This window comes from Micromonospora sp. SCSIO 07396, assembly GCF_053667945.1.
Map to the genome: position 1 here is coordinate 6,671,929 of NZ_CM132210.1, position 24,874 is coordinate 6,696,802.

A 24,874-nucleotide genomic window follows, 5' to 3' on the forward strand; every position below is an offset into this window, starting at 1 on the left:
CGCCTTTCTCAATCGGCCATCGCGAGGCGAAAAGGCGGAACTACCTGCTCCGGCGGGTCCCACAGAAGAGTGAGCGCCCGACCGCAATGCAGCTCGGCGTCGGGAACCTGGCCAGCCGCCGCGCGCAGGCGACGGACCAACTCGGGAAGGTCGCGAATCGCCGCGTGAGCGAGAAAGGTGGTGAGTCTCTCGCTCACGGCAGCCTCGAAGCGTTGACCATGGCAAGGAGCCGACTCGTCGTGCTGCTGACAGGCGACGCGTGGCCAGAGAATGGCGGGCATCCCGCTGTCGAAGCCGGCCCGCAGGACGGGACTGGTGCCAATCGGCGTGGGCGGGCTGGCCAGGGCCAGCACCACACGATCCGAGTGCTCGGCGAGCGCGGCCGCGATTTGCTGGTCGGTTGTCGCGTCGCGACAGCTCACCCAGTGCACCGCAGCGGCACTGGCAGAGGCGGCCATGCGCGCCCAGCGCAGACTCAACTCACGATCCCGTACCCGGGCCAAATCCCGAACGACGACGGGATGTCGCCAGCCGATCCGCACCGTACCGCGCCGGCCCAAGGTCCACTCGTCAACTGGCTTGGACAGCCACATCCGCGGCAGCACGAACTCGACAATAAGCGCACTTTCTGGTGGCACGTGCTCGTCAATGACTGTAGGCAACAAGTCCTGCACCCGATTCTGCACCCGGCCCGATGGGACTCGTTCACTCACCACGCAGTCGGGCTGCTCCCCGTCCCGCCGCACGGCGACCTCTAACAAGCGACTGTTCGCGCCGGCACCACTGCGGCTGAGCCGCACGGAAACCCGCTGCGGGGACAGGAGGCGATCCTGCGGCCGACGGTCAGCCGCCTGCTGGCCACAGTGCTGGGCGACCCAGGAACGCAACCCAACGACCGTGTGGCGGTCGCTCACCTCGTCCGCGACCCGCAGGCACAGTCGCGCCAACGCCGCCCTGACGGTCTCGCCGCTGTCATCCAGGAAAAGCTCTTCGGCAATGTATCGGGCCACCGCGTACGCCAAGTCGCGGTTCGGCGAGTCGGGCGGAAGCGGGATTAGGACGTCGTCGACGGCGTGCCGGTACGCCGCATCCGGATTCGCCAACAGCCGTCCGGACAGCAGCGCGCGCAGCGCCCGGTGACCATCCGCGCTGATCGGCCCGAGCGGCATCAGATCCGCCAGACCTTCGTGGTACTCCACCAGCTTCGGCAGCGGCAACATCAACCCCAACCGGTCCGCCCGGTCCGCCGCTGTGATCATGCCGACCACTTCCAGCGTGGACCGTAGCGCGACAGCCCCGCCGCTGTAACCCTTGCCGACGTTGGGGCCGAATTCCCTGGCACTCTCCAGCTGCATCCATTCGCCTTGCAGCAGATACTGGGAAGTGGTGGCGGTCACCGATGCGACCCGACCGCGACCGTCAGCGGTGGCCGGGAACCCGATCGCTACCAGGTCACGCAGCCCCAAATCCAGCATGTGGTGCGGGGCGAACCGGGCCGGCCGAATGGGCACCTCGGACGGGAGGGTGAGCACGGCCAAATCCCCGGTGTCGTCGCCGCGCTCCCACCGCTTGGCGATCTCCGCGGTCGCTGGGAGATCATCCAGGTCTGGCCGCGCCGGAAAGGCTACCGTCGGTCTAGCCATGCCTTCGACGACGTGCGCGCAGGTCAGCACCCGTCGAGTATCGATCAGTAGCCCGGATCCGCCGCCGTTCGGCCGCTTTTCGTCGAAGACGCGGACCGGCCAGTCATTCTCCGGCATCCCTTGCCTGCATCGACTTCCACGCCAGCTTGATCTGAAAGTGACCTTCTACGGAGGTCTTCGCGATGATTGCACCGGCCTCGGCGTTGAGCTTGACGCCGAACTCGACCTCAACCTCGTCCGGGTTCAGGGAACTGTCACGGAAGACCCGCAGCGCCGCCTCGGCGCCGTCGCGCACCTCGGCGAACGCACCCTCCAGCTTCCTCCGAGTGTCGGCGATGACGCTGTCACGGTCCACGAGCTCGAAGCCGATCTCACCCTCGGCGACCTCGACGACCACAGAGCCGGAGTCGGTCTGGAAACGCATCAGTTCACTCATGGACGATCCCATCGGGAGCGGTTGGAACGGATGCCCAAACTACCGGTGCGTGATGTCGGATGAGTGTCGACTTCACGACTCTGTCCCGCAGTTACGCCCCGCTCGGCTGAGTGTCCACATGGCGCGGAGGCCGCACACGAGCCCGACGGTGGAGTGCGGCACTGCCGTCCGCAGGCTCCCCAATGCGGCCGACACGAAAATTCACCCCGCGCGGTGGTTCCCGCTGACCGATACGCGTTGTCGGACCGCCGGTCCCGCCCGCCGGAGTCCTCGCACCCTAGACAACGCCGGCGACCGGTGGCCGGGCGTAGCCGCGCGAACGTGGGGTCCGGACCGTCCCGGGCGCGGGCCCCGGTGTAGGCCCGGTCGAGGGCGGACTGCGTGATCGCCAGGTTCCTGCGGTACCGGCCACAGCGGCGGCCCCGGGGGCCGTGGTGCTCCCGGGGCCGCCGCTGGTTGACGAGCACGGTCTACGGCTGCTCATTGGCGGTACTTGGTGCGGGCCTTGCGCGTGCTCGGTTCGGTCGGTGGCAAGCCGTAGCGGTGACCTCGTGGCGGACCGAATCGGTGGGGCCCTTCACCCTTCACCGTCGGCTGCCAGATGATGCCGGTGACCGTCACCTCCGCAGGACTTTCCTCCAGGTCCGGCAAGCTCTCGATGTGCATCTCGCGAGGGTTGCCACACAGTGAGCACCGCCGTACGAACGATCAGGAGAACTTGATCGAGCCGGCCCCATTGTTCCAGCCGTCGCCGATGGTCGCGAGGTTGGAGGCTTCATCGATCCAGACTGACTGGGCGCCGGTGAAGTTGATCCCGTCGAAGAACTTGACGTCGCACTGGTTGTAGGTGCGCACCGATGTGATTCGGTTGATCCAGTTGCCCCCGCTTGTCGTCCGCAGGTCATCCCACTGCAACTCGGCGTCGTACTCCGGGGTGCAGTTGCCGCTCTGGGCCCAGGCCAGCTGCGCGCCGCTGAAGCCCGTACCGTCGTAGGTGCGGGCGATGACAACGCTGGCCTGCGTAGTCCCCACCGCGCGCAGCGCTTGCGCCTCGGTGTCGGCACAGTGCAGTACGCGGATGTCCAGGTTGACCGCGCAGTTGCGCGGCTGCTCCTTGGCGACGGCCGGCGAGCCGGGTGCTCCGAGCGGGCCCAGCACACCGAGCGCGGCGCCGGTCGCGACGATCATTCTTGCCTCCATCGTCTTCTCCTTCTGGTCGGTTGCGGCGGTAGCCAGCACGGCGCCCACCTCGTCAACATTTATGATCGTCGATTCCGTTGCCAGAGCCGCCCGAGAGGCGATGCCCGAAATGCCAAACTCGGGGAACACCACAAATTGAATCCGGCGTCGACCCAGGTCGTGGCGCCTACTCTCGCCGCCTCGTCGCAACACCTTGATCGCGGAGGCTTGCGATGGGCGCCGGCGACATGATGTCCGCCGGCCGCCGCCTGGTCGCGGTATCGGCGTGGAAGGGAACAGCTGCCGTTCCAGTTTGACCTGACGCGCCGGGGCAGGTTGAAGGTTCGTGTCGAGGGTGTTCGACATGTGTTGAACAGCTTCTACTTGTTATTGGCATCGAGGGATTCGGCGGTTGGCCGGCCGCCAGCGACGGTAGGTGTCAGGCGTCGGGAGGCACTCCGGATCCTGCGGCACTTGTAGAGGGGAGGCCGCAGCGGGCGCGTCCAGATCGCGTCGAGATCTGGGACGGGAGCCGTTGATGGAAGGGAAGCGGTGGCTATGGGCTTGGGTCACGTGTCTGCCAGGGGAGAGATCATCCGGCACCGTGGGATGCTCATCTGCCTGGAGGGAACTAACGAGGCTGGCAAGACAACCGCTGGCGGTCATGTCGTCGAGGCGTTGGGCGGCCGTACCGCCCAAGGGCTGCGCTGATGGCCCGGCCGCCGATTCCCCACGTCGCTATGCGTCCTCTCTGGCGGTGTCGCAACTGTGGTGCCGAGTGGCCCTGTCAGCCGGCACGGGTGGCGCTGTTGGCGGAGTACCGAAACGACCGGACCGCGTTGCTGCTGTTCCTCGGGGCGTTGATGACTGAGGCGAGCGGTCAGCTTCACCAGCTCCACCCGGACCGCAGGCTTGACCTGACGGACCGGTTCATGTCCTGGGCCAGGGCCCGCTGATGAGGGACATGCCATGGGTGAGAGGGCCCCCGGCCTCGACCCCGCCGCGAGTCACCTGTGCCTCATGACCGCTTCACCGGAGAACAGGCATGCGGACCCCCAACTCCGCACGCGGCGTCAACCAGCGCCGCTGATGGCACCAGGTAAGGAGAGAAGTCGTGACTGTCACCGCACACGAACCGACCACGACCGCGAGCATGACCGCCCTTGAGCCTCGGACCCTCGTGACGTCCGAGGTGTTCAAAAAGCTGGTCGACTACTTCGCTGCTGACCGGCACGTCACTCGCGCGTACGCCGAGCGGGCCGTGGAGCAGTTCCTGGTCTTCCTCAAGGCGCACGTCGACACCGTGACGAGCGAGGATTTCGGGATGCTGTTGCCCGACGGGTCGATCGGCCGTGTCGTGCCGACCCTCCCGGTCGACGCCGTGTGGCACTGCGTGTTGCAGCACACCGTGCCCTACGCCGCGGCCTGCGAGCAGGTCGCCGGGAGCTTCGTCCACCACATCCCCATCCTGACCGAGGGGATGATGGACCGCACCGCCGTCACGTTCACGCTCGCGGCGCTGCACGCCACCGGGCACCGGGTCGACATGGAGTTCTGGCACGGTGAAGCCGAGTCGTGCTGCCCGCCCGGGGAACCGGACTTCACCGGCAAGTGACAACGAGAGGTGACCATGCGCAGCGACTGGGCCGCCCTACCCGAGCCTGTCCGGATGGCGGTCACCGATCGAGTCGGCGGCATCGTCGGCGTGTACCCGGCTCCATGTGGTGACCACGCGGAGATCGCGTCGACCGTCATCGGTTCCACCGGCACCGTCTTCGTCAAGGCCGCCTCGTCGGGCCCGGGCGTCCGGTCACTGCGCCACGAGGTGGCGGTAACCAGAGCCATCGATAGGTACCCGCCCAAGGTTCTGTGGGATTTCGAATCCGATGGCTGGTTGGTGGTGGGGGCCGAGCACCTGGACGGCCCCCACCCCGACCTGACACCCGGCAGTCCCGACCTCGACACACTCGCCGCGACCCTCACACGACTTCAAGCGACCACCGCGCCGGACCTGCGGCTGTACGGCCCGGCCGGGCGGCTCAGCTTCGCCCACCCGGCGATGGACGGCGATGCGCTCGTGCACTCCGACCTCAACCCCGCCAACCTGATCCTGACACCGCAGGGACTCCGGATCGTCGATTGGGCGTACGCAACCAAAGCGGCACCGTGGGTCGAGCTGGCGTTACTCACCCAGTGGCTGATCGGCAACGGCCACCCCCCGGCCCAGGCGGAAGACTGGCTCAGCCAGTTCCCTGCCTGGGCCGGGACTGCCCCCCGGGTTCTGGACGACTTCGCAGCGAGGAACGCCTCGAAGTGGGCCAACAAGTCACAGCAGACCACGGACCGTTGGGTGCATGACCTCGCACGCTGGACCTACGAATGGGCGGCCTACCGAGCGTGAAGTGTGGGCCGCACAAACGGAAGGGCCGCTGTCATGGTCATTGCATTCTGGGTAACTGCTGGTCACGATGGTGGTGATTTCGTGTGAGCGGCGGGCGGCGCGGACGCCGACCGCATTTCCGGCCTGCGTTACGGCCGTCTCGTAGAGTGCGGCACCCACGGCCACCTGATGGACGCCGCGGACGGTACGCGGAGCTGTTCACCCTGCAAGCCGCCGGCTACGACACCACCGGGTTCGCCGCGATGGTGCCCCGGCAGACCGCCACCGCCCGACGGAGCACACCATGACGACGCCAAACCCCACGAAGCCCTCGCCGCCCACGTTGGTGATCATTCGCGGGAACTCCGGCAGCGGGAAGACCACGACCGCCGGTGAGGTACGCCGCCGCTTCGGGCGCGGTGCAGCCCTGATCGAGCAGGACTACCTGCGCAGAATCGTGCTCAGGGAACACGACAGCGCCCGCATCGACCCGGTCGCCCCGGCGTTCATCACCGCGACCGCCCGCACCGCCCTTGACCTGGGCTACCACGTCATCCTCGAAGGCATCATGCACACCGAACGCTACGCGGCCGTGCTGCACCAGCTTATCGACGACCATCCCGGCCCGGTCGCGGTGTTCTATCTGGACGTGTCCTTCGACGAGACCGTCCGCCGCCACCTCGGCCGCGACGAGCCGATCCCCGTCACCCCTGACGAGATGCGCACCTGGTACACCCACCGCGACCTGCTCGACATCCCCGGGGAGACCGTCATCGGCGAGAGCAGCACCTTCGCCCAGACGGTCACCACCATCCTGCGCGCCAGCGGCCTCACCACCGCCGTACCGCAGACACCCTGCCCCCGACGATGCCCGCACTGCGCCAGCAAAGCCGACCAGACGACCACCGCGACGGAGGCTCGTTAACACGTCCCTTAGCTAGAACTCCGCAGCTCAGACCAGCCCGTGCGCGCCGCAAGACGCTCAAGGCGTGCGCAACCAGGGAAGAATGGCCGCGTTGATGAGACACGGCGCCACTACATGTCACGTGGTGTGTTTCCGATCTTTCCAGCTCTTCACAGCAATGCCATCCCGCCGCCATATTCATCGACGATGGTGAGTACAGCTGCTGTCGATGGTGACCTGGAGGCATGGCATGGCATGGCCGACCACGAAGACGCCCGGGCTCGCGCGACCCCGTGTGCGTGCCGTGACGCTGGCACTCGCCACACTTATCGGCGCAACCCTCTCGACCACAACCGCGGGGACCGCGTCCGCGACGCCTCCAGGGATCCCCTCGAAGGCGACCGCGCAGTCGCAGCTCAACGCCCTCACCGTCGCCACCGAGGGTTCCACCAGCGGCTACTCCCGCGATCTGTTCCCGCACTGGATCACCATCACCGGCAGCTGCGACACCCGTGAACAGGTCCTCAAACGCGACGGCACCTCGGTCGTGGTCAACTCCTCGTGTCAGGCCACGTCGGGGCGCTGGTACAGCCCGTACGACGGGGCGACCTGGACCGCCGCGTCGGATGTCGACATTGACCACGTGGTCCCCTTGGCGGAGGCGTGGCGTTCCGGGGCGAGTTCATGGACGACCAGCCGGCGGCAGAGCTTCGCCAACGACCTGTCCGGCCCGCAGTTGATCGCGGTGACCGACAACGTCAACCAGTCCAAGGGCGACCAGGACCCCTCGACATGGCAGCCGTCGCTGTCGTCGTACCGGTGCACTTACAGCAAGATGTGGATCACCGTGAAGTACACCTGGGGCCTGCGGCTGCAGTCATCGGAGAAGTCCGCACTGCAAAGCATGCTCAACACCTGCTCCTCCTGAGCCCGCCGGCAGACCGGCCGTTCGGGAAGGACATGATCAACACAGCGGTGTTGTGCGAGTGTTCGGGCCACGGTTGGGTGAGGGCACCAGTGGGTAGGCGTGCTTCGGGCGGTGACCCATGACACGGCGGCACTGTTCAATGACGACGCCTGGAGCTGCTGGTCATGCGGCGGCGATGCTGACCTTCCGCTCGCCGTTCATGGCGTAGTGAGCCCATGAACGGCGGAGCCGAGGTGCCACCTCACTGAGGAAGATCAGGCCCCAGTTGACTGCCCATTTTGTCGCCGGAGCCTTCGAAGGGAGGCGTCAGCCCTGCTTGGTGCAGGTCAGCACGATCAGGTCGTCCGGCAGCATCTTGCTGCCGGCCTTCGCCGACTGCTTGGTCACCGTCCAGTTGGGCAGCATCAGCACCACGGTGTCGTTCTCGTCCTGGCTGCCGTACTGGATGTTGGTGAATCCGAGCTTGCGGAGCTTGTCGTCGGCGACGGCGGCGTTCATGCCCTTCACGTTCGGCATGGTCAGCTTCGCTGGCGCGGGCGGCGCGGCAGGAGCGGTCGTTGCGGGGGGTGTCGTCGGCGCCGGGGCGGTTGTCGCGGCCGGAGCGTCGGTGGGGGGTGATGCTGCCGTCGGTATCAGGGTGGGTTCCGCAGTTGGTGAAACCCGCTCGGCGATGGCAGCCGCTGCTGTCGGGGAGGTCTTCGCCTCCGGCTGACTGCTACCACCCATGATGGCGGCTATCCCTGTGATGCCACAGCAGGCGAGAACGACTACCCCGGCGGCGATGCCGATGATGGCCCCGGTGCCGATTTTCCGGCGGGGCGGTGCTGCCGGTGGCGGTCCGTAGGCGGATTGCGGCGTGGCTGGTGGTGGTGCCTGCCACGAGGTGTTGTCGTCGGGCGGTTGGTAAGTCACCCGGTGGAGTGTGGTCGCGGTGCCTGATGGCGGGCACTAGCCGATCGGACGGGCTGCTGTCCGGTAGTTGACTTGCTGTAGTGGGTGGCGCCGGCCCGGCGGCGGCTGTCCGTCCGATCCGCCGTCAGAACGCCGTGCCGCCCCTGGACGCGTAATGCGCTGATCATCGCCAAGGGTCGCGCGAAGGCGGCTCTCATCGTGTGACGGGACGTGGTGAGGTGATGCCAGTATCGAGGAGTCTTTGGTGGTGGCGGGTGAGAAGCGCATCGGCGTCGTGGGGTCTGCCGAGTGTGGTCAGGGTGTCGGCGGCGTGGTGGTGGAGGTGTTCGTTGTAGGGGTCGAGGCGGAGGGCGTTCTGGAGGTGGTGGAGCCGGGCGTGTGGGTCGGGTGCGCTGGTGGCGAGGGTGCTGTGGGCGTCGATGACGTGGCGGCGGGTGCTCTCGCGGATGGGGTCGAGCCACGGCCAGGTGTGGTTGGCGGCGATGTCGCCGGTGTAGTGGTCGATGACCGCTTGGTGGGCGTGGGGGTGGTTAGCGACGGCGGTGGTGGCGTGGTCGATGGCGGCATTCAAGTCCCAGAGGTCGACGTCGATGTGTTGGTGGTCGAGGTGGTATCGGTCATCGGTGTGCACGATGGGGTGAGGGTGCCCGGTGGCGGTGATGTCTTTACGGAGATCGCTGAGGGTGGTGTAGAGGCGTCGGGCGACGGTGTGTCGGGGTAGGCCGGGCCAGATCGTGGTGGCGAGTTCGTGGGTGGTGGCGCCGTCGGGATAAACGGCGAGGGCGACGAGGACCTGCAGGGCCGCGGTGCGGCGGATCGTGACGGGTCTGCCGGACGCCCGCAGGGTGGGGTTGCCGAGGACGCGCAGGGTGAACAGCTTCGGTGGGGACGGCTCGGGCGGTGGGGCGGGCGCGGGTGGTCGTTGTCGGGGTACCGCTACCGCCGGTGGTGTGGACGGGGTGGGGGTGAGGACGGCAAGGAGGTCGCGGGCGGCGGTGGCGGTGAGTACGCACAGACGGGTCCGGTCGTCGCCGGTGCCGCGTGCGGCGTATCCGTCGGGTGTGACGTGCCAGGTGGGGCCATGGGGCCAGGTACCGATCAGCACGCCTTGGGTGTGGGTCAGGGCGGTGGCGAGGCGGACGGCGGTGTCGGCATCGGCGGGTACGTGGGTGAGCAGCATCGGGGATGCCGCGTCCGGGTGGTGCGAATGGGTGATGCTGGTGATGGCGTCGGCGGGGGTGTCGGTGACGGTCAGGCCCGGCAGGTCGTGCAGGGGCAGGGTGTGGCCTCCGAGGAGGGCGCGCAGGTCGGTGCGGCTGGTCACGACCGCGGTGGCGTGTGCGCTGTCGCGGAGGGCTTGAAGCAGGGTGGTGAGGAGGATGCCGCGGGCGGCGTCGATGGCCGCGGGGCCGGTCAGACCGATGCCCCCGGTCGGGATTCTCAGCGGGGTGGCGGGCGCGGTTGGGGTGTCGGCGAGGGCGGCTTGGACGGCGGTGACGGTGGGTGGCAGGGCGGCCAGGTCGCTGTCGTCGCGGAGTTGTCCGGGTGGTGAGGGCCGGTAGAGGCGGCGACGGCGGAGCCAGACCAGGGTGCCGGCGGCGGCGATCTGGTGTGCGGTGTCGGCGGGAATCCATCCGCCGGGCACGTCCACTCCCGCGTCGGCTGTCTGCGGAAGGTGTTCGCCGGTGCTGGTGGGTGTGGGGGCTGGTGGGGTGTCGGTCGTGGTGGCGGTGGTGGGTGCCCACAGGGCGGCGGCGCCGGCCATGCCGGTCGCGGTGGCCTGCATCGGGGTGGGTAGCGGCAGGCGTCGTAGTCGCCGGATCGTCGCCGCCGCGCGGGTGACGGTGGTACGGAGGGTGAGGGCAGCGATGAGGAGCCACAGCATCCAGGCCAGAAGTATCAGCCCGGCGATGAGGGTGTCCTCGGTGAGGGGGTCGCTGAGCCACTGTCGGAGGTGTTCCTGGGTGGGGTGGGTGGGCAGGGGCCAACCGGCGGTGTAGGTGAGCACGATCGGTGGGCCGGCCAGGACGGCGGTGACCGCAGCCGTGGAGGCGATCTGACGGGGCCACCTCACCGCGTCCGTCCACCATGGTCGTGCCGGCCCACGCGCCGGCACCGGTGGGGGCCGCGCGTGGTGGGGTGGTGGCCGCTCATGGGGTGGCCGGGGCGCGGACGAGGCGGGTCCACAGCCGGTACACCCACCATCCGGCCACGGCGGTGGCGTAGATGCCGGCGAGGGTGCCGGTGATACGGGGTGCGGTGATCGCGGCGGTGATGACCGCCAGCGGCGCGCCCAGGACGAGCCGGAGCGTCCATGGGCGGACCAGGGCCAGGACCGTGCCGACGCCGAGCAGCAGTCCGCCGACCCGGCCGGCGAGGTCGATCCAGACCAGCATGTCGGGCCACCGCGCCGCGGTGTTCGAGTACTGGACCAGGCCGATGCCGATGGCGGCGGTGAAGACGGAGCTGGTGGGGAACGCCAACAGGGCCGACCATCCACCGGTTGGGGTGCGCCGCTGGCGGGCGGCGACGACGGCGGCGACGAGAGCGAGCACGACGATCGGGGCGACGGGAAGCAGGGCCCAGCGCAGGAATGGTCCAACCGGCATCTTCAGGTACTGGGCGGCCACCACGGCGTAGAGGCTCGCGGTGGCCGCGCCCAGGGAGACGGCGGACAGGATGCCGATGCTGACGGTGCCTGCCGGAGACTGGGTCGTGGGTCCGGGGTTGTGGGCGGCGGCCAGCGATCCGAGGATCGTGCCGGCGGACAGACAGGCGATTAGCGCGAACACGGCGGCCATCGCCAACAGTCCCCACGCCGGTTCCGCCCACTCGAGGGGATATACCCCGCCGCGGGTGACGGTGAGCAGCATCTGCGTGATCATGACCAGCGATGCGAAGCCGGGCACCGCAATACCCAGCACCCGCCGGACCTGCGGCACCGGCTCCTGCCCACCGACATCACCACCACCAGCGGCGGCGGGACTCGCGCCGACGGCACCGTGGGCCGCGGCCAGCGTCGGATCCAGGGCGACCTGCGGTATGAGGCCGGTCCGTTCGGCGATCACCATGGCGGCCAGCGGCAGCCGGGCCGTGCCACCAACCAGGTACACGCCGGTCAGGTCCGCCGGGGTGAGTTCCGCGGCGGCGACCGCCTCGCAGGTCAGCTGCCCTACCCGGTCCAGGACCGGCTGTGCCGCCTGCTCCAGGGCCGCGGTCGTGGCCACGACCGCCGTGCCGTCGGTCTGCGGCACGGTGATCGCCGTGTGCTGGGCGAGGGCTTCCTTCGCGGCCCGCACGCTCGCCACCCACGCCCACCCGCCCTCTGCCTTTCCGGCCAGGGCGGTGGCGAGGGCACGGTCGATGGCGTCCCCGCCGGCGTCGGGGTCGGCGAGGGTCGCGAGGACCTCGAACCCGGACGGTCCACGACGCAGGACCGTCACCTCCGCCCCACCGCCGATGTCCACCACCGCCAGATACGCGCCCACCGGCATCTGCTCACCCGAGGCGACCAGGTGATCCGCCACCGCGACCGGGGCCTCCACCAGATGGGGCTGCCCCAGCCCGGCGCGATGCGCCGCGTGCCGCATCCATGTGCGTCGTCGTGGCCCCCACCCGGCCGGCACCACCAGCCGCACATCCTCCACCGGCCCGCCGGCCACCTGACCGGCGTGCTCGGCGACCCGGCGCAGGGTCGCCGCCACCAGCGTCGTCGCCTCGACCTGCTGCCCGTCGACGGTGAGGGTCTGCTCGGCGAACCGCTGGGGCGCAGCGACGAACCGGTGCGGCTGGCGCGCGGCGGCCTGCCACGCCTGCTGCCCGGTCCACACGCCCGAGTCCTCGGCCACCCACGCGGCGCTGGGCATCACCGGGTTGCCGTCGACGGCCACCGGAACCCATCGACCGTCGGGCCACGCCAGCACCGCCACGGTGCTGGTAGCCCCGTAGTCGATCGCCAGCCGCACCTGCCCTGACATGCACATCAGTCAAACATGAATAAGATCCTCACGTCACCCATGAATATCCCCAGCCTGACGCAACGGGTCGCCGTGGCCAGGAGATAGTCCTTCCGGCGGCCGCCTCTCACATGAAGGAGACGCCCGGTCGCGGATGGCTGTCGCTCGTTGGTCCCTACCGTGTGCGGTGTGGTTTCCTGAGTACGGTTCCAGCTGCACAAGCAGGTACGGGTGACGGTGCGGAAGTCAACGTGCCAGAAGGAACGACGAGGGTTGTCGAGCACCTCCCGTGCCCGACGGACCGCCCTGCGGACTACAACCCGTCACTGCTGGGGTGGTCGCGCTCGCGCGGATCGCGGCGTGAGAGTGCGGTACCTCCAAAGACTCGCCCCGTCTGCCCTGCGGCATGCTGCTCCGATGATTGCCGACGATGTAGTCGCAGATCTTGCCGAGTGGTCGCCGTGGCTGCCCTTCCACGATGCTGCTGTCTCGGCACCGCGTCTGCCAGGTGTTTACCTCGCTCGGCAAGGGGCGTCAGGTGCTCTCGTCTATGTGGGTATGGCCGGCGAGCGTCGTGGCCAAGGACTTCGAGGACGGCTCGCGGTGTACCGCCGGGGGAAGGCCGCGGTCAGTGGACTGGGGGAAGCTGTCCTAGATCGGGCCCTTGCCGATGTCACATTCGTGCAGGAGCACCTTGAGCAACTTGTTGGCGGCCTGCCCAAGCGCGCGGCAGCTTGGGCGCAGGACGCCTTGCACTGGGCCGACCTGCACGTCAGATGGGCTGTGACGCAGGATCGGCAAACTGCAGCGACGCTCGAGCGAGCGGTCCTGGACGCGACGGCCGGGTCACCGCTGTGGAATCGAGCACGATAGCGATTGCCTAGGATCCGGAGCATGGTGCAGGCGGAGGCTGTCGTCGATGTGTTCGATCGAGCTGCCGAGCAGCGTCGGTTTCCCGAGCCGGAACACCCCTACAGCTATCTGATAGCTGCTCAGCTCCATGCGTTCAGTGACGCAGAGCGCTGGGCGTTGGTCGTGGACATCGTCGGCTACAACCCGCGGGCCGGCAACGTCGTCGACGTCCTGCACGCTCTCGGCAACTGCCTCACCGGCACGGACAAGGCCTGGCATACGCGGTTCGCCAACCGCATCGACAACTTCGCGGACCTGTTCGAGGGCGATCCGGGGGCAGTGCGCTACCGGCAGGTGCCGCTGGTCATCAGGGGACAGGCCGTGCCGGTGGCCGCTGCCGCGACGATCCGCCCGGAGAACCTCTTCAGACTCCTCGCTCCTCAGCACCGTGATCTTCTGCTGGCCGAGAACGCCGAGATACGGCAACTCGTCCCGCCGGACCTGCCTCGAGTGCTGTTCCTGGACGACTGGCACCACACCACCCTGCGGGTCCGGCGATCGAGCCCCGAGCGAGATCGGCAACGACAGATGCACGAGAGGCTCACCCGCCACCTACCGCCGCAGAGGCAGGTGCCGTTCGAGGTTCGCCCCAGCGACATCGAGACCTACCAGCAGATCAGCGAGGTGCTGGCCACCGCCGACCCCTCCCACTACCGGCCGGTCCTCCCGGGAAACACACACTGGACCAACTGGCCGATGTCCGGTGCGCTGTGACACCCCATCCCATCTAGTGGGGAACACGAAGCAGGGTCGAGGCGTTTCCGACCCCCACTCCGCCGCCATCGTGGAGAACGCCGCGTATGGAGACGCTGCGAACTTCGACACCGGCGGCGGACGGGGAGCGGACTGAGTTCCATCCCGACCAGCGCAGCTGTGCTTGCCGGATCCCGTTCGGCGGCGACAGTCGGCCAAGGTCAGGTGCATCCACGCTTGAAGCGGTCCAAGCGATCACGATCCTGAAGATAGGATCCGCATCCGATTCGATACGCCGGCCTGCAAGGGAGAAATCGTGCCTGGCATGCTCTACTACCCGTTCGCGGTCGCACCCGGTCCGGTCATCAGCCAGGCGGTCCTGTACTGGGATAGCTTGAGCACAGTGGTAGCTCCCGAGTGGGAACAGCGGCTGAGTCCTGCCATGCGGGAACTTCTCGCGACCGACCTGTACCGCCCCATCGAGCCGAGTGCCGCCTACGAGCCGGTTCGGCTCGAGCTTATCGAGCCGGAGCTCGACTTTGCGCTCGCGCGCATCCCGCTGGACGACCTGATTCCGCCGCGCAATGCACCCGATACCCAGACCCTGCACGTCGAGAAGCTGCACAAGAGCCTGGTGCGGCGGTTGCTCAGCCATGAGCTGGTTTATCCCCATCCAGCCTCGCCTAGCCGACTCGTCGGCTCGCCTGCGCTGATGCATCTTGTCGTTAGCATCGTCGCCAACCAGATAGCTGCGGACCGCAATGCTCGCTTCGGAGGGCAGGGGCCTCATGGGCTGCATCCGCATACTGACGTGCCGTCCGCCCATCGGGTAGGTGTCGATCCGATGCCAGGTCAGAGGAGCACTGCCTGCTGGAAGGTGGACATCGGCGGACTTCTACCAGTTCCCCCCGGCGACGTAAGTATCGTTGATCTCGTCGCGTTCCGCGAAAGGTACGCCGACGAACGGGCGCGCTTGATGTTTGCGGTGCAGGACTTGCTTCACACTCTGCGAGATCGGCACCCGGACGAGGCTTTTCTGCGAGTCAAGCATGAGATTGAGGAGGCTGTTCGCGACCTCCATGAGGCAGCGCGGGCCCGAAGACTGACTCTCCTCAAGCAGTCGCTGGCGGTAACGGTGGCCACCACGGCGGTTGCGGTCGCGGCCGGTCTGCCCGAGACGGCACCTTCGGCGTCGGTGCTGACCGTGCTGGGCAGCATCGCCGTGAATGTGGCAACCAACCAGATCCGCCACGACTACAGCGGCAATGCGGGAAACCCTTCCGCCTACCGCTATCTGCAGCGTGTCCAGAAGCAGTGACGTGCTTCAGCGCCGTTGGAGAACAAGTGGGCGGTTACTCGCATACGCACTCTCATCGGCTAGATCCCGCGCCGAGCGGCGCGCCGCCCGGCACCCAACCGTGACGCGACGTCACCTACTTCGATCTTCGTCAGGTCAGAGGGCCGGTCGCCGGACGCAGACCCAGCTCGGCGCGGTTGTGCACGTGCAGCCCTACCTGACCTTTGCACTCGACCGGCACAGCCGACACTGAGCTATACAGGCGTAGTGGGAACAGTGTCGGCCCTTGTCGTCATCAGCGGACCGCCAGGGACGGGCAAGACGACCCTCGCTCATCTGCTCGCCCGACGAATCGGCTGTCCGACGATCTGCCGGGACGAGATCAAGGAGGGCATGGTCCACGCGGCCGGTGATGTCGTCGCCGCGCCGGGCGACGCGTTGAGCCTGCGGACCCTGCCGACGTTCTTCGAGGTGCTTCGGCTGCTGTTGGCCGCAGGTATCACTACAGTCGCCGAGGCGGCCTTCCAGGATCGCCTGTGGGGCCCGGGACTGAGGCCATTGACCGAGATCGCCGATATTCGGGTGGTGCACTGCCAGGTCACCGCGCAGACAGCCTTCGACCGGGTTGATCGACGGCGCGACGAGAACGCCACTCGGCGCGCGCACGCCGACGGGCATCTCAGTGACCGGGATACCCACGCTGTCGGCCACCACGGCTTCCGGCCTGTTCACCTCGACGTGCCCGAGATCGAGGTCGACACCAGCGACGGCTACCGCCCCGGCCTCGATGAGCTCGTTGCCTTCGTCAACGCCGGGCGATAAGCAACCCTGATTCGCCTGCCCCGGGTTCCGAGCCCAACCATCCCAGGAGATCGAGCGGTCCATGCGCGGACGCGACCCTGGCGTGTCGATGAACCGCGCCCGCGTCAATCCCGCCAGCCGACGCGGCACCACCAAGACGCGAGAGCAGGCCACCTGAGCCGGGCGCGGTGAAGCCGCGACATCCCCGACAAACTGTCCCTGTCCGTCTTCGGCACCCACTCGCCGCCCATACGGGCGGTCGACCACCGACGACCAACAGCCCACTGACCTGCGTTTGTAAGGTCGTGTGAGGTGCTGTGACCTTCTGTTAACCGCTGAAGACCGTCCCACCGGCCCGGCCGCGCTTAGCGTTCCCCGCACACCTCACCGGGCGGCAGGAAGGGACATCATGGGCCTCCGGACCACTGCGCGCGTCGGCAGAGCACTGACCGGCGGAGCCGTCATCAGCGCCCCCGCGCTCCTGCTGTACGGCCTCGGCCATTCCCACATGCGATGGCCAACCGGCGACGAGGCGCGGGCGTGGATCGCCCAGCCGCTGACACCGGAACTCCTCGCCATCCTCGCGATCGCCGTGGGATGGGCGATCTGGGCGCTACTCGCCACCACCATCCTCACCCACCTGTCTGACCGCGTAGGCCGCCGCCTGCGCCGCGTCACCCCCTTGCGTCTTCCCGGACCACTGCAAGGGCTGACCGCGGCCCTGCTCGGAGCCACCGCAGTGACCGCCGGTGTCAGTGGCACGGCTCCCGCCGTCCTCGCCGCCACGGCCACCGACCTTCCGGACAGCACCTCACCATCTGCCAGCAGCGATCGCGACGCCCGGACCGCTCATGCCTCAGCCAAGCCGCAGGACGCTGATGCTTCGCCTCGGCGAACCGTCACGGTGCGCCGGGGCGACACCCTGTCCGGAATCGCCGCACGCCGTCTCGATGACGCCGACCGGTGGCGCGACATCTACTCACTCAACCGTGGCGCACGGTTCACCACCGGCAGCCTTACCGACCCCAACCTCATCCAACCCGGCTGGAAACTACGCCTGCCCACCCCAGCGAATGCTCCCGCCCCACGCCCGTCCTCCAGGCCCCCGCAGCCCGCACCTGACACCACGCAGGACAAGGCACCGAACCAACCGGACACGAACAGCCCTTCGACCGCGCCGACCACCAGCCAGGCAACACCGATCGCCACCGGCCCCGACGAGGCTCCCGCCGACTGTGACCGGCCCGGAGTGTCCCTCGGCGACCGGGGATGGATCGACGCGGCGCTGGCCGCCACCCTGCTGGCCGCCGGCACTCTCGCCTACGCCCACCGACGACACCGCCACACCCCGCCGCGCGACCCGTCACCCAGAGCCCTCGGGCACGATCCGCAGCGGCCACCGCTGCCTCCCCTTCTGGCCCACATCCGCCGCGCCCTGCCCCGCCTCACACCTACGTCTGCCCCTGCCCCCAGCAGCGGAGCCCTCGACTACGCCGCCCGCCCGACCACACCACCAACCGTTCCCCCGATGGTCCCAACCGACCCGTCCGTCGTCGACACCGGCCCTGTCCCGACCAGGGCGTCTCGCAGCGATCGACACGGATCCCCTGGACTGGTCGCGACCGGCCCCGCTTTTACCGGTCAGGTGGCGTCCGGGGTGTGGCCGGCGGCGGGACTTGGTCTGACCGGACCGGCTGCGTACGCGGCGGCACGCGGTTTCCTGGTGTCCGCGCTCGCCACTGGCACACCAGCTCGCCCAAGCCATGTGGTCATCCCGGCCGCGACCCTGGCCATCCTGCTGGAGGACCACACCCACCTCCTCGGGGACATGCCGCATCTGACCGTCACCGGTGATCTCTCTGACGCGCTGACCGTGGTGGAGGAGCAGATCCTGCACCGCACCCGGATGTGTCTCGACTACGAGGTCGACACCGTCGCCCTCCTGCGGGACGCCCACCCGTCGGCCGAGGCGCTGCCACCGCTGTTGCTCATCGCCGACGCCACCGAGGCGCACGAGCGGGCCCGCGCCGCCGCGCTGCTCACCCAGGGACAACACCTCGACATCCAGGGCATCCTGCTCGGCGCCTGGCCCCACGGCGACACACTCGCCGTCGACGTCGACGGAACCACCACAGCCGCCGACAGCGACACGAGTCAGAAGGCAGATCTGGCGAAGTTTGATCGGCTGACAGTTCTGACCGCCGCGGACACCATCGACGTACTCACGGCGCTTACCGACACCCACCCCGGTCCGCACCAGCTCTCGGCGCGGAGCCAGTATGCCGATACCCGGGAACCACGAACCACTCTTCCGGTGGGCCGGTCGGAAGCGGACGCCGACCGGCCCACCGGCGACGAAGCCCCACCGGTGCCCGTCGCGACACCTGTGGCCCCGATGAACGACAACCTCCCGCAGGCCCCATCGCCCGCCGCCGACGGGCCGGATCTCCGTGGCGGGCAGGTGGGAGTACAGGTCCTCGGCGGGGCTCAGATCCTGGGCAGAGACACCGGCATGCCGCTGCGGGCGAAGGCCCTCGAACTGCTGGTCTACCTCATCGTGCACGACGGCGAAGCGACCCAGGATGCGATCCTCGACGACCTGCTCCCCGACGCGCCCGCGGCGAAGGCCCCGCACCGGCTGCACACCTACGTGTCCGCCCTACGCCAGACCCTCACCCGCACCGGCGGCCCCGGCACCTACCTCACCCACCCCACCCACCGGTACGCCCTCAACCGCCAGTACATCGACCCGGACCTGTGGCGCATGCGCGCGGCGCTCCGCGATGCCACCCACGCCACCAGTGACGCCGACCGGCTCGCGGCGTTGCGCCGCGCCGTCGACGCCTACGGCGGCCCCCTCGCCGGCGGCTTCGACTACGAGTGGATCGAAGCCCACCGCGAAGGCATCCGCCGTCAGGCGCTCGACGCCCACCTCACCCTGGCCACCACGACACCAGACCCGGACGAGGCCCTCGCGGTCCTGCAGGCCGCCATCAGACACGACCCCTACGCCGAAGTGCTGTACCAGCAGGCGATGCGGGCCCACGCCGCCCTGGGGCACCTCGGCGAGGTCCACGCCCTACGCCAAAGCCTCACCCGCCGTCTGGCCGAGATCGACGCCGAACCGAGCGCGGACACCCTCGTCCTCGCCGACCACCTCGCCGCCGCCCCACCACCCCACCGGCCCGCAGACCACCGTTGGACCCGAGGCAACGGACCCCAGCGATGACATCGCCTTCCGTCTCGCCGCACCGTGCCGGTCAGCCCGCCACCACCTTGACCGGCCCTGCGACGCCAGCCACCGGTGGCCGTCCCGGCCCGCGAGCGACACCTCCGTCGGGAGAGGCCACGATGGGGGAGACCCGTCAGGGCCGGGCGGACGTCCGGCGGTCCCACGCCGTCCCGGTGACCCGCGATGACCTCGACGCCGAGGTGCTTCATGCGGTCAGGCGCGCCGCCCGGATCCGGCAGGCGTTCTACGTCTTGGTCCTGGCCGTGGCCCTCGTCGGTCAGGTGACCGGCGCCGCCCAGGCCCTCGGCATCCCGCTGGCCGTTGCCGTCCCGGCCGTCGCCACCCTGGAACTGGGTGGCGTGGTGGTGATGGCCGACGCGGACGTACGGCGCCGGCTCGGCGAGCGGGCGCTGGCCTCCCGGCTGCTCTCGGCGGCGATCGCGGCCGCGGCGGTGACGTTCAACTGGACCGCCCACCCCGACCATCTCCTCGGCGGCTTCTACGCCGGCATGTCCGCCCTCGGATACCTCGTCTGGCTCATCCACGCCGGCAACCAACGCCGCGACCGGCTCCGCGCCACCGGGAACCTCCCACCCACACCACCGGCCTACGAGATCGTCGGACACTGGATCCGGCATCCCGCCATCACCCTGCGAGCCCGGACGATCGCCAAGACCGACGGCCTCGACCTTTATGGATCCCTGAAGGAAGCCCGCACCGCGATCACCCGCGAACACCGCAACTCCGCGATCGCCCGGTTGTTGCACCGCAAGATCCGTGCGAACTTGGACGCCACCAGCGCCGACATCGCCGTACGGGTGTACGACCTCGACGAGATCGCCGCTCGCCTCACCGCCGCCGCCGACTACCACGGGCTGACCGCACTGCTCGCCACCGACCTCACCCCCGCACGCATCGCCGCCGCCACCCCCGCCGGCCGTCGTCGTCGCAGGTGCCACGGCCACGCCGACACGACGAGAGCTGCCGAGCCCAGCGTGTCCCCGTCCACCATCTCCGCCCCGACTACCGCGGACACGTCGGAGGACGGCGGCCGGGAGCCACCACCGGGGCGGCTACCCGAGCCCACCCCCGACGACGAGCAACAACCGCCTGCCGAGTGCCACGATGGTGCTTTACCGTCATGCGCGCCGCCCCCGCACGAACCGGCGGGCGCGTACCCGCAGGGGCGCAGCGAAAGCGGTAGAGATGCTGCTGAAGAGGGCCGGGAGTCGGAGGTTCCGCAGGGAACCGCGGAGGCGGTGGCCTACTGGCTGCGCAGAGAACCGGACATGGACCTCGAGCTGCTCGCCGAGAAGGTCGGTAGGTCACGGCGGTCGGTCTACCGCTACCTACCGGCGGACTACCCAAGACGTCCGGGGATCGCACGAGAGCGCACGCGACAACAGCCCGGTCCTGCGCGGCGTGCCGGCCAGCGCGAGTGACATCCATCCGCCGGTACAACGCAAGAAGGACCGGCTTCCTACTCGAAGCCCGGGGGTGGGCTGGGCGGTTGCCCGCTCAGCCCACCCTCGGGACACCGACGATTCGCGGACACCATTCCGCTCCACCAGTGTGTCGTGGCAAACGTGCTCGCGCTCCGGCCTTGGTGCGGTCACCTTTTAGGTGAGGTGACCGCACCGCTGTGCCCTCCCGGGGATGCCCATAGGAGGTCGGGTTTCGGCGGGGCCGGTGTGGCTGTCCAGCTACAGGCGGGCGATCAGCGGCTGTGCCTCGGGGTCGAGGTCGTACCCGGTCTCCCAGGGGAAGAGGCCTTGCTGGTCGGGCCACACCATCTGCTGCAGGCGGACGCGGGCACGGCCGTAGCGGGCGATTGCCATCCCTGGTAGCAGATCGTCGGTGGGTGGGCCGTCGATGATGATGGCGTCGTAGCTGGTGATGAGGTTGTGGATGCGCTGGCCGTGGGTGAACCGTTCGGCTCTGTCGTGCACCCGGTGGGCGAGTTCGTTGAGCAGGCTGTGGGCGATCTCGGGGGACAGCCCGGCGGTGAGCAGCTCCGGATGGTCGTGGGCGGTGAGCCCGACGGTGTAGGTGAACGGGGTGGTGTCGGAGTCGTCGGTGGGCAGCACGTGCGTGACGGCCCAGCCGGTGGTGTCGATGAGGTGTTCCTGGCGTCGGAGGAAGTCGTCGATGCTCGGCATTTTTGTCTCCTGATCATTCGGGGGAGCGGGCGGAGTCCGGCTGCGGGGGTTCGACTTCGACGAATCCCCAGAGGCGTTGCATGACCTGCAGCTGCCAGGTGCGGTAGCGGTCGGCGAAGCCGCGGCAGACCGCAGGCGGGATCGGGCTGCCGGCGTACGGCAGGGTCGAGTGGCAGATGATGTAGCCGGCGGTGCCGCGCGCCTCGGCGACCATCTGCCTCAATCGGCCCGGCGCGAGGTGCATCGGGTTGCCGGGTTTGAAGATGCAGGTGGCGCACTCGTGGGCGAGTAGCCGGGTTTTGCCTAGGTTCGGGTCGCCGACGGTGAGCTGGGCCGGCTGGCCGGTGTCTGGTTCGTCTGCGGGGTCGGACGTGCTGTCCATCGTCGACTCCTTGTCGTCGCGGCGTGGGGCTCGCTCCGTGGACGCGGGCCCCACGCGGTGGACGGGCGGTTTGGTGCCGGTGGGGCCTGGTTCAGAGCTGGCCCAGCCAGGTCAGCACCGTGTCGATGTCGGTGCGGCGCAGCCCGTGGCGCGGGTCGACCGGGCGGTGCAGGGTGGGCGCGCCGTCGGCGGTGCGCCAGGCGGCGACGGTGGGGTCCTTGCCTCCGAACTCGTCGTCGAGGACGGCGAGTGGCCGCCGTGCGGCCCAGGCGTATAGGGCGGCGAGTTTGCTCTGGTGGCCGAAGCGGACACCTCCCGCTCGGACGCGCACGTGAGGCCAGGTGGGCGGGAGGCCCAGCCGTGGCGCGATCCACTCGGCGGCGAGATGGTTCCAGCTGGTGCACCACACCGGTTGGGCGTGGTCGGCCAGTTCCCGCAGCCACGGCCCGTGATCGGGGTGGAGCCAGACGGTGCCGGTGATGCGCCGGCCGTCGGGTCCGGGCCCGTTGTAACGGTGCGGCTGGTAGCCGAGTGCCGCGGCGCGGGCCGGGTCGTCGGGGTTGAGCACCCCGTCGACGTCGATGGCCACCACCGGTGGGAGCGCCGGGTGTACCTGCGGGTGGGGGGTCACCGCCGTGGCTCCGACAAAGTGACCGGGCGCAGGGGCACGATGAGTCGGTCTGCGGTGCGCCCGGGGCCGGTGTCGGGTTGCCACACGTCGGCGGCGGCGTGGGTGGGGAACGGGCCGACGGCGGCGAGCCGTCCACTGGTGCGGTCGAGCAGCACGAGAACGGCCGCGCGGGCGTCGTCGAGGGCGGGCCGTAGGGCGGCGGCGAGGTCGGTGGGCAGGTCGACCCAGCAGGTGGCGGGCAGGGCCGTGGCGGCGGGGGCATGCAGCGGTACGGGCCTGGTCGCGGCGAGGGTGGTGCTGTCGAGGGCGAGCGTCGCCGCGTGGGAGCCGGCGGCGGTGGCGCCGCTGGTGGGGCCGTGCGCGTCGAGTTCACCGCTGGTGTGGACGGTGAGCAGCGTGTGCGGGTCGCGGATCTCCAGGGAGTCGAGGACGGCGAGGGTGACCGTGTCCCCGCTGTGGATGTCGGTCAGGGTGAGCAGGACCGGCCGGCCGTCCGGGTCTCGGGTCCAGGTGATCGCGTCGAAGTGTTCGCCGGTGACGTCGTCGAGGCGTCGCCAGGCGCGGTTGTCGGTGTCGAAGGGGTGTTCGTTGTCGGTGCCGTAGCGCATGGGAGGAACTCCTTGTGATGGGCGGCGTCGGACCGCGTCCGGACCTCGGCCTGCGGTGGCCGGTCGGGTACGCGGTGCATGCACGCTTCGATGGGAGGGGATGCCCGGCCGCGGCCATCGCGGCGCCGCGGCGCGGGGTGGGACTGGTTCGTCGCCGGACGGGTCCGGGCCGGCAGGGTTCAGGCCTGGGTGAGGGCGGTGACGGCGGCGTCGGCGATCGCTGTGATGGCCTCGACCGGGTCGGTGACGGTCAGCGTGGTGGCGTGGGTGAAGGTGTATCCCCAGACCTCGTCGGGGTTGACCGGTTCGCCGTCGGTGGGTGGGTCGGCGGGGTGGAGCCACAGCACGGCGCAGCCGGCGCGGTGCAGGGTGGTGACGAGTTGTTGGCCGGCGGGGATGTCGTCGAGGTAGCCGTCGGAGACGACGGCGAGCATCCGCAGGGTGCGGCCGTGGCGCAGGTCGAGGAGTTGGTCAGCGACCTTGACCGCTTGCGGAAAGGTGGCGGTGGCGTAGCCGGTACGCATGTGCAGCACCTGCCTGGGGTAGGTGCGTGGGGGCACCAGGACCGTGGTGCGGTCGCCGAACCCGATGGTGGTGGCCGTCGCGTCGGCGCGGCGGGCGGCGTGGGCGAAGATCCACGCGGCGGAGGACATCGCCTGCGTGTAGCGGCCCATCGATCCGGACAGGTCGACCAGGATCGCCAGGTGCAGGCGGGGTTTCTCCGGTGGCAGTGGGGCGCGTTGCTGCCACGGGGCGGCCGTGGGTAGTTGCCCGGCGGCGGTTTGCGCGTCGGCGGTGATGGCGTGGCGGGTGCGTAGCCGCCCGGGTGGGATCGCCGAGGGCCGCCGGCCGGGTTCAGGGTGGCGGGTGCGGGCCTGTCGTAGCCGGTTGGCGAGGTCGCGGGCAGCGCGGTGTTCCTGCTCGGTCGGGTCCCGCCGGTCCCACTCTGCTGGTGGGCTGTGCCGGTGGGCCAGCATCGCCGCGACGTATGCGGCCGGGGTGACGCCGGCGGCGACGGCGAGGTAGTCGACGAGGGCCGCGGCGAGGCGGCCGGGGAACAAGCCCGGGTCCGGTACGGGGGTGTCGTGCTGCTGGTCGGGGTCGATGCCGAGGACCTGACACCACCGCCGGGCCAGGGTGATCATGGTGTCGGCGTCGGTGTCGTCGCAGGTGTGCGCCTCCCGCCATATGTCTCGTAGCTGTCGTAGGCGTATGCGGCCGAGGACGCCGGTGACGGCGGCCCGGACGGGGCGGACGTCCTTGCTCGTGACGATGCGGGCGTCGACGCGGGCCAGGAGCAGGGCGGCGAGTTGCCCGGCGTGCCACGCGTCGTCGACGGCCGCGTCGTCGGGGTCGAGGAGGGTCTTCACGACGTGGCGCAGCCATCGGCGGTCGCCGCGGCGGCGGGCGCGTTGGCGTCCTTCGGCCCGGGATTCCTCCAGCATGTCGGCGACGGCGGCGAGGATCGGCGGGGTGCCGGGTGGGGTGTTCCAGTGGCTGTGCGCGGCGTGCGCGGCGCCGTGCACGAGCAGCCCGTAGCCGGTGGGCACGAGGCGCTTGTGCCGTGGCTTGGCCGGGTCGGTGATGCCGGGGTTGTCGGCGATGTAGGTGGCGTCGACCTCGATGCGGTTCAGGTCGGGGTAGAAGCACTCGGGCGCGTCGCCGGCGGCGCCGGGGGCGACCAGGACGGTGAGGTCGGTACGACCGGTCAGCAGCGGGACGTGCTGGGTCCACGCCGCGGACCAGGCATGCCAGTCGCTGGCGCCAGCCGGCGTCGGCGGTGCGCCCTGCTGGAGGTGGGTGCTGGAATGTGACACGGGG

General features: G+C 69.5%; 22 protein-coding genes and 1 pseudogene. 11 read left to right on the forward strand and 12 right to left on the reverse strand.

Annotation, left to right across the window (positions count from 1 at the left end; genetic code table 11):
- Positions 1-8: 8 nt before the first annotated feature.
- The 4 genes from ACWCHM_RS29535 to ACWCHM_RS29550 all read right to left on the reverse strand — a co-directional run bounded on the left by ACWCHM_RS29535 (position 9) and on the right by ACWCHM_RS29550 (position 3,411).
- On the reverse strand, positions 9-1,760 hold the full coding sequence (locus ACWCHM_RS29535; RefSeq protein ID WP_454220654.1) for a VMAP-C domain-containing protein: 1,752 nt from the start codon (positions 1,758-1,760) through the stop codon (positions 9-11).
- On the reverse strand, positions 1,747-2,079 hold the full coding sequence (locus tag ACWCHM_RS29540; RefSeq protein WP_454220655.1) for a CU044_2847 family protein: 333 nt from the start codon (positions 2,077-2,079) through the stop codon (positions 1,747-1,749). The genes ACWCHM_RS29535 and ACWCHM_RS29540 overlap by 14 nt, the downstream gene beginning before the upstream one ends.
- A gap of 480 nt (positions 2,080-2,559) precedes the next feature.
- Positions 2,560-2,745, reverse strand: a complete 186-nt coding sequence (locus tag ACWCHM_RS29545; protein WP_454220656.1) for a hypothetical protein — start codon at positions 2,743-2,745, stop codon at positions 2,560-2,562.
- A gap of 42 nt (positions 2,746-2,787) precedes the next feature.
- Positions 2,788-3,411, reverse strand: coding sequence for a hypothetical protein (locus ACWCHM_RS29550; protein ID WP_454220658.1), 624 nt, complete (start codon positions 3,409-3,411; stop codon positions 2,788-2,790).
- 656 nt (positions 3,412-4,067) lie between these two features.
- On the opposite strand from ACWCHM_RS29550, the gene ACWCHM_RS29555 reads away from it, so the two are divergent.
- From ACWCHM_RS29555 to ACWCHM_RS29580, 6 genes and pseudogenes are all read left to right on the forward strand, one after another.
- Positions 4,068-4,214 carry a hypothetical protein gene (locus ACWCHM_RS29555; RefSeq protein ID WP_454220659.1) on the forward strand — a complete coding sequence of 49 codons (147 nt, stop codon included), beginning with the start codon at positions 4,068-4,070 and terminating at the stop codon, positions 4,212-4,214.
- Between the two features lie 158 nt (positions 4,215-4,372).
- Positions 4,373-4,873 (forward strand): hypothetical protein, encoded by a 501-nt coding sequence (locus ACWCHM_RS29560; protein ID WP_454220660.1) that lies wholly within the window; start codon positions 4,373-4,375, stop codon positions 4,871-4,873.
- A 54-nt stretch (positions 4,874-4,927) separates the two neighbouring features.
- Entirely contained in the window at positions 4,928-5,659 is a 732-nt protein-coding gene (locus ACWCHM_RS29565; RefSeq protein ID WP_454220661.1) for a phosphotransferase, read from the forward strand.
- 105 nt (positions 5,660-5,764) lie between these two features.
- Positions 5,765-5,946: pseudogene (locus ACWCHM_RS29570) on the forward strand (hypothetical protein); the annotation flags it as partial.
- Positions 5,943-6,563 (forward strand): AAA family ATPase, encoded by a 621-nt coding sequence (locus tag ACWCHM_RS29575; protein ID WP_454220662.1) that lies wholly within the window; start codon positions 5,943-5,945, stop codon positions 6,561-6,563. The pseudogene ACWCHM_RS29570 and the gene ACWCHM_RS29575, both read left to right, overlap by 4 nt.
- A 229-nt stretch (positions 6,564-6,792) precedes the next feature.
- Positions 6,793-7,470 carry an HNH endonuclease family protein gene (locus ACWCHM_RS29580; protein ID WP_454220664.1) on the forward strand — a complete coding sequence of 226 codons (678 nt, stop codon included), beginning with the start codon at positions 6,793-6,795 and terminating at the stop codon, positions 7,468-7,470.
- A gap of 306 nt (positions 7,471-7,776) precedes the next feature.
- Here ACWCHM_RS29580 and ACWCHM_RS29585 read toward each other — a convergent pair whose 3' ends face one another.
- The 3 genes from ACWCHM_RS29585 to ACWCHM_RS29595 form a co-directional block, all read right to left on the reverse strand.
- Complete coding sequence (locus ACWCHM_RS29585) at positions 7,777-7,986, reverse strand: PASTA domain-containing protein (protein ID WP_454220665.1); 210 nt, start codon at positions 7,984-7,986, stop codon at positions 7,777-7,779.
- 589 nt (positions 7,987-8,575) lie between these two features.
- Positions 8,576-10,456: an AfsR/SARP family transcriptional regulator gene (locus ACWCHM_RS29590; protein WP_454220666.1), complete on the reverse strand. Its 1,881-nt coding sequence runs from the start codon at positions 10,454-10,456 to the stop codon at positions 8,576-8,578.
- 76 nt (positions 10,457-10,532) lie between these two features.
- Positions 10,533-12,359 carry an Hsp70 family protein gene (locus ACWCHM_RS29595; protein ID WP_454220667.1) on the reverse strand — a complete coding sequence of 609 codons (1,827 nt, stop codon included), beginning with the start codon at positions 12,357-12,359 and terminating at the stop codon, positions 10,533-10,535.
- 873 nt (positions 12,360-13,232) lie between these two features.
- Between ACWCHM_RS29595 and ACWCHM_RS29600 the strand changes: the two genes are divergently transcribed.
- The 5 genes from ACWCHM_RS29600 to ACWCHM_RS29620 all read left to right on the forward strand — a co-directional run bounded on the left by ACWCHM_RS29600 (position 13,233) and on the right by ACWCHM_RS29620 (position 20,715).
- Positions 13,233-13,964, forward strand: coding sequence for a DUF7003 family protein (locus ACWCHM_RS29600; RefSeq protein WP_454220669.1), 732 nt, complete (start codon positions 13,233-13,235; stop codon positions 13,962-13,964).
- Between the two features lie 304 nt (positions 13,965-14,268).
- Entirely contained in the window at positions 14,269-15,261 is a 993-nt protein-coding gene (locus tag ACWCHM_RS29605) for a DUF6236 family protein (protein ID WP_454223211.1), read from the forward strand.
- A 255-nt stretch (positions 15,262-15,516) separates the two neighbouring features.
- Entirely contained in the window at positions 15,517-16,062 is a 546-nt protein-coding gene (locus tag ACWCHM_RS29610; RefSeq protein WP_454220671.1) for an AAA family ATPase, read from the forward strand.
- Positions 16,063-16,450: 388 nt separating this feature from the next.
- Entirely contained in the window at positions 16,451-19,270 is a 2,820-nt protein-coding gene (locus tag ACWCHM_RS29615) for a BTAD domain-containing putative transcriptional regulator (RefSeq protein ID WP_454220672.1), read from the forward strand.
- A 122-nt stretch (positions 19,271-19,392) separates the two neighbouring features.
- Positions 19,393-20,715: a hypothetical protein gene (locus tag ACWCHM_RS29620; RefSeq protein ID WP_454220674.1), complete on the forward strand. Its 1,323-nt coding sequence runs from the start codon at positions 19,393-19,395 to the stop codon at positions 20,713-20,715.
- A 261-nt stretch (positions 20,716-20,976) separates the two neighbouring features.
- Here ACWCHM_RS29620 and ACWCHM_RS29625 read toward each other — a convergent pair whose 3' ends face one another.
- The 5 genes from ACWCHM_RS29625 to ACWCHM_RS29645 all read right to left on the reverse strand — a co-directional run bounded on the left by ACWCHM_RS29625 (position 20,977) and on the right by ACWCHM_RS29645 (position 24,870).
- Positions 20,977-21,432: a DUF4262 domain-containing protein gene (locus ACWCHM_RS29625; protein ID WP_454220675.1), complete on the reverse strand. Its 456-nt coding sequence runs from the start codon at positions 21,430-21,432 to the stop codon at positions 20,977-20,979.
- A gap of 13 nt (positions 21,433-21,445) precedes the next feature.
- Positions 21,446-21,814 (reverse strand): hypothetical protein, encoded by a 369-nt coding sequence (locus ACWCHM_RS29630; protein WP_454220676.1) that lies wholly within the window; start codon positions 21,812-21,814, stop codon positions 21,446-21,448.
- 91 nt (positions 21,815-21,905) lie between these two features.
- Complete coding sequence (locus ACWCHM_RS29635; RefSeq protein ID WP_454220677.1) at positions 21,906-22,445, reverse strand: hypothetical protein; 540 nt, start codon at positions 22,443-22,445, stop codon at positions 21,906-21,908.
- Positions 22,442-23,053 (reverse strand): hypothetical protein, encoded by a 612-nt coding sequence (locus ACWCHM_RS29640; protein WP_454220678.1) that lies wholly within the window; start codon positions 23,051-23,053, stop codon positions 22,442-22,444. The genes ACWCHM_RS29635 and ACWCHM_RS29640 overlap by 4 nt, the downstream gene beginning before the upstream one ends.
- Positions 23,054-23,232: 179 nt before the next feature.
- A complete protein-coding gene (locus ACWCHM_RS29645) occupies positions 23,233-24,870 on the reverse strand; it encodes a VWA domain-containing protein (protein WP_454220680.1) in 1,638 nt (545 codons plus the stop codon).
- Positions 24,871-24,874 lie beyond the last annotated feature (4 nt).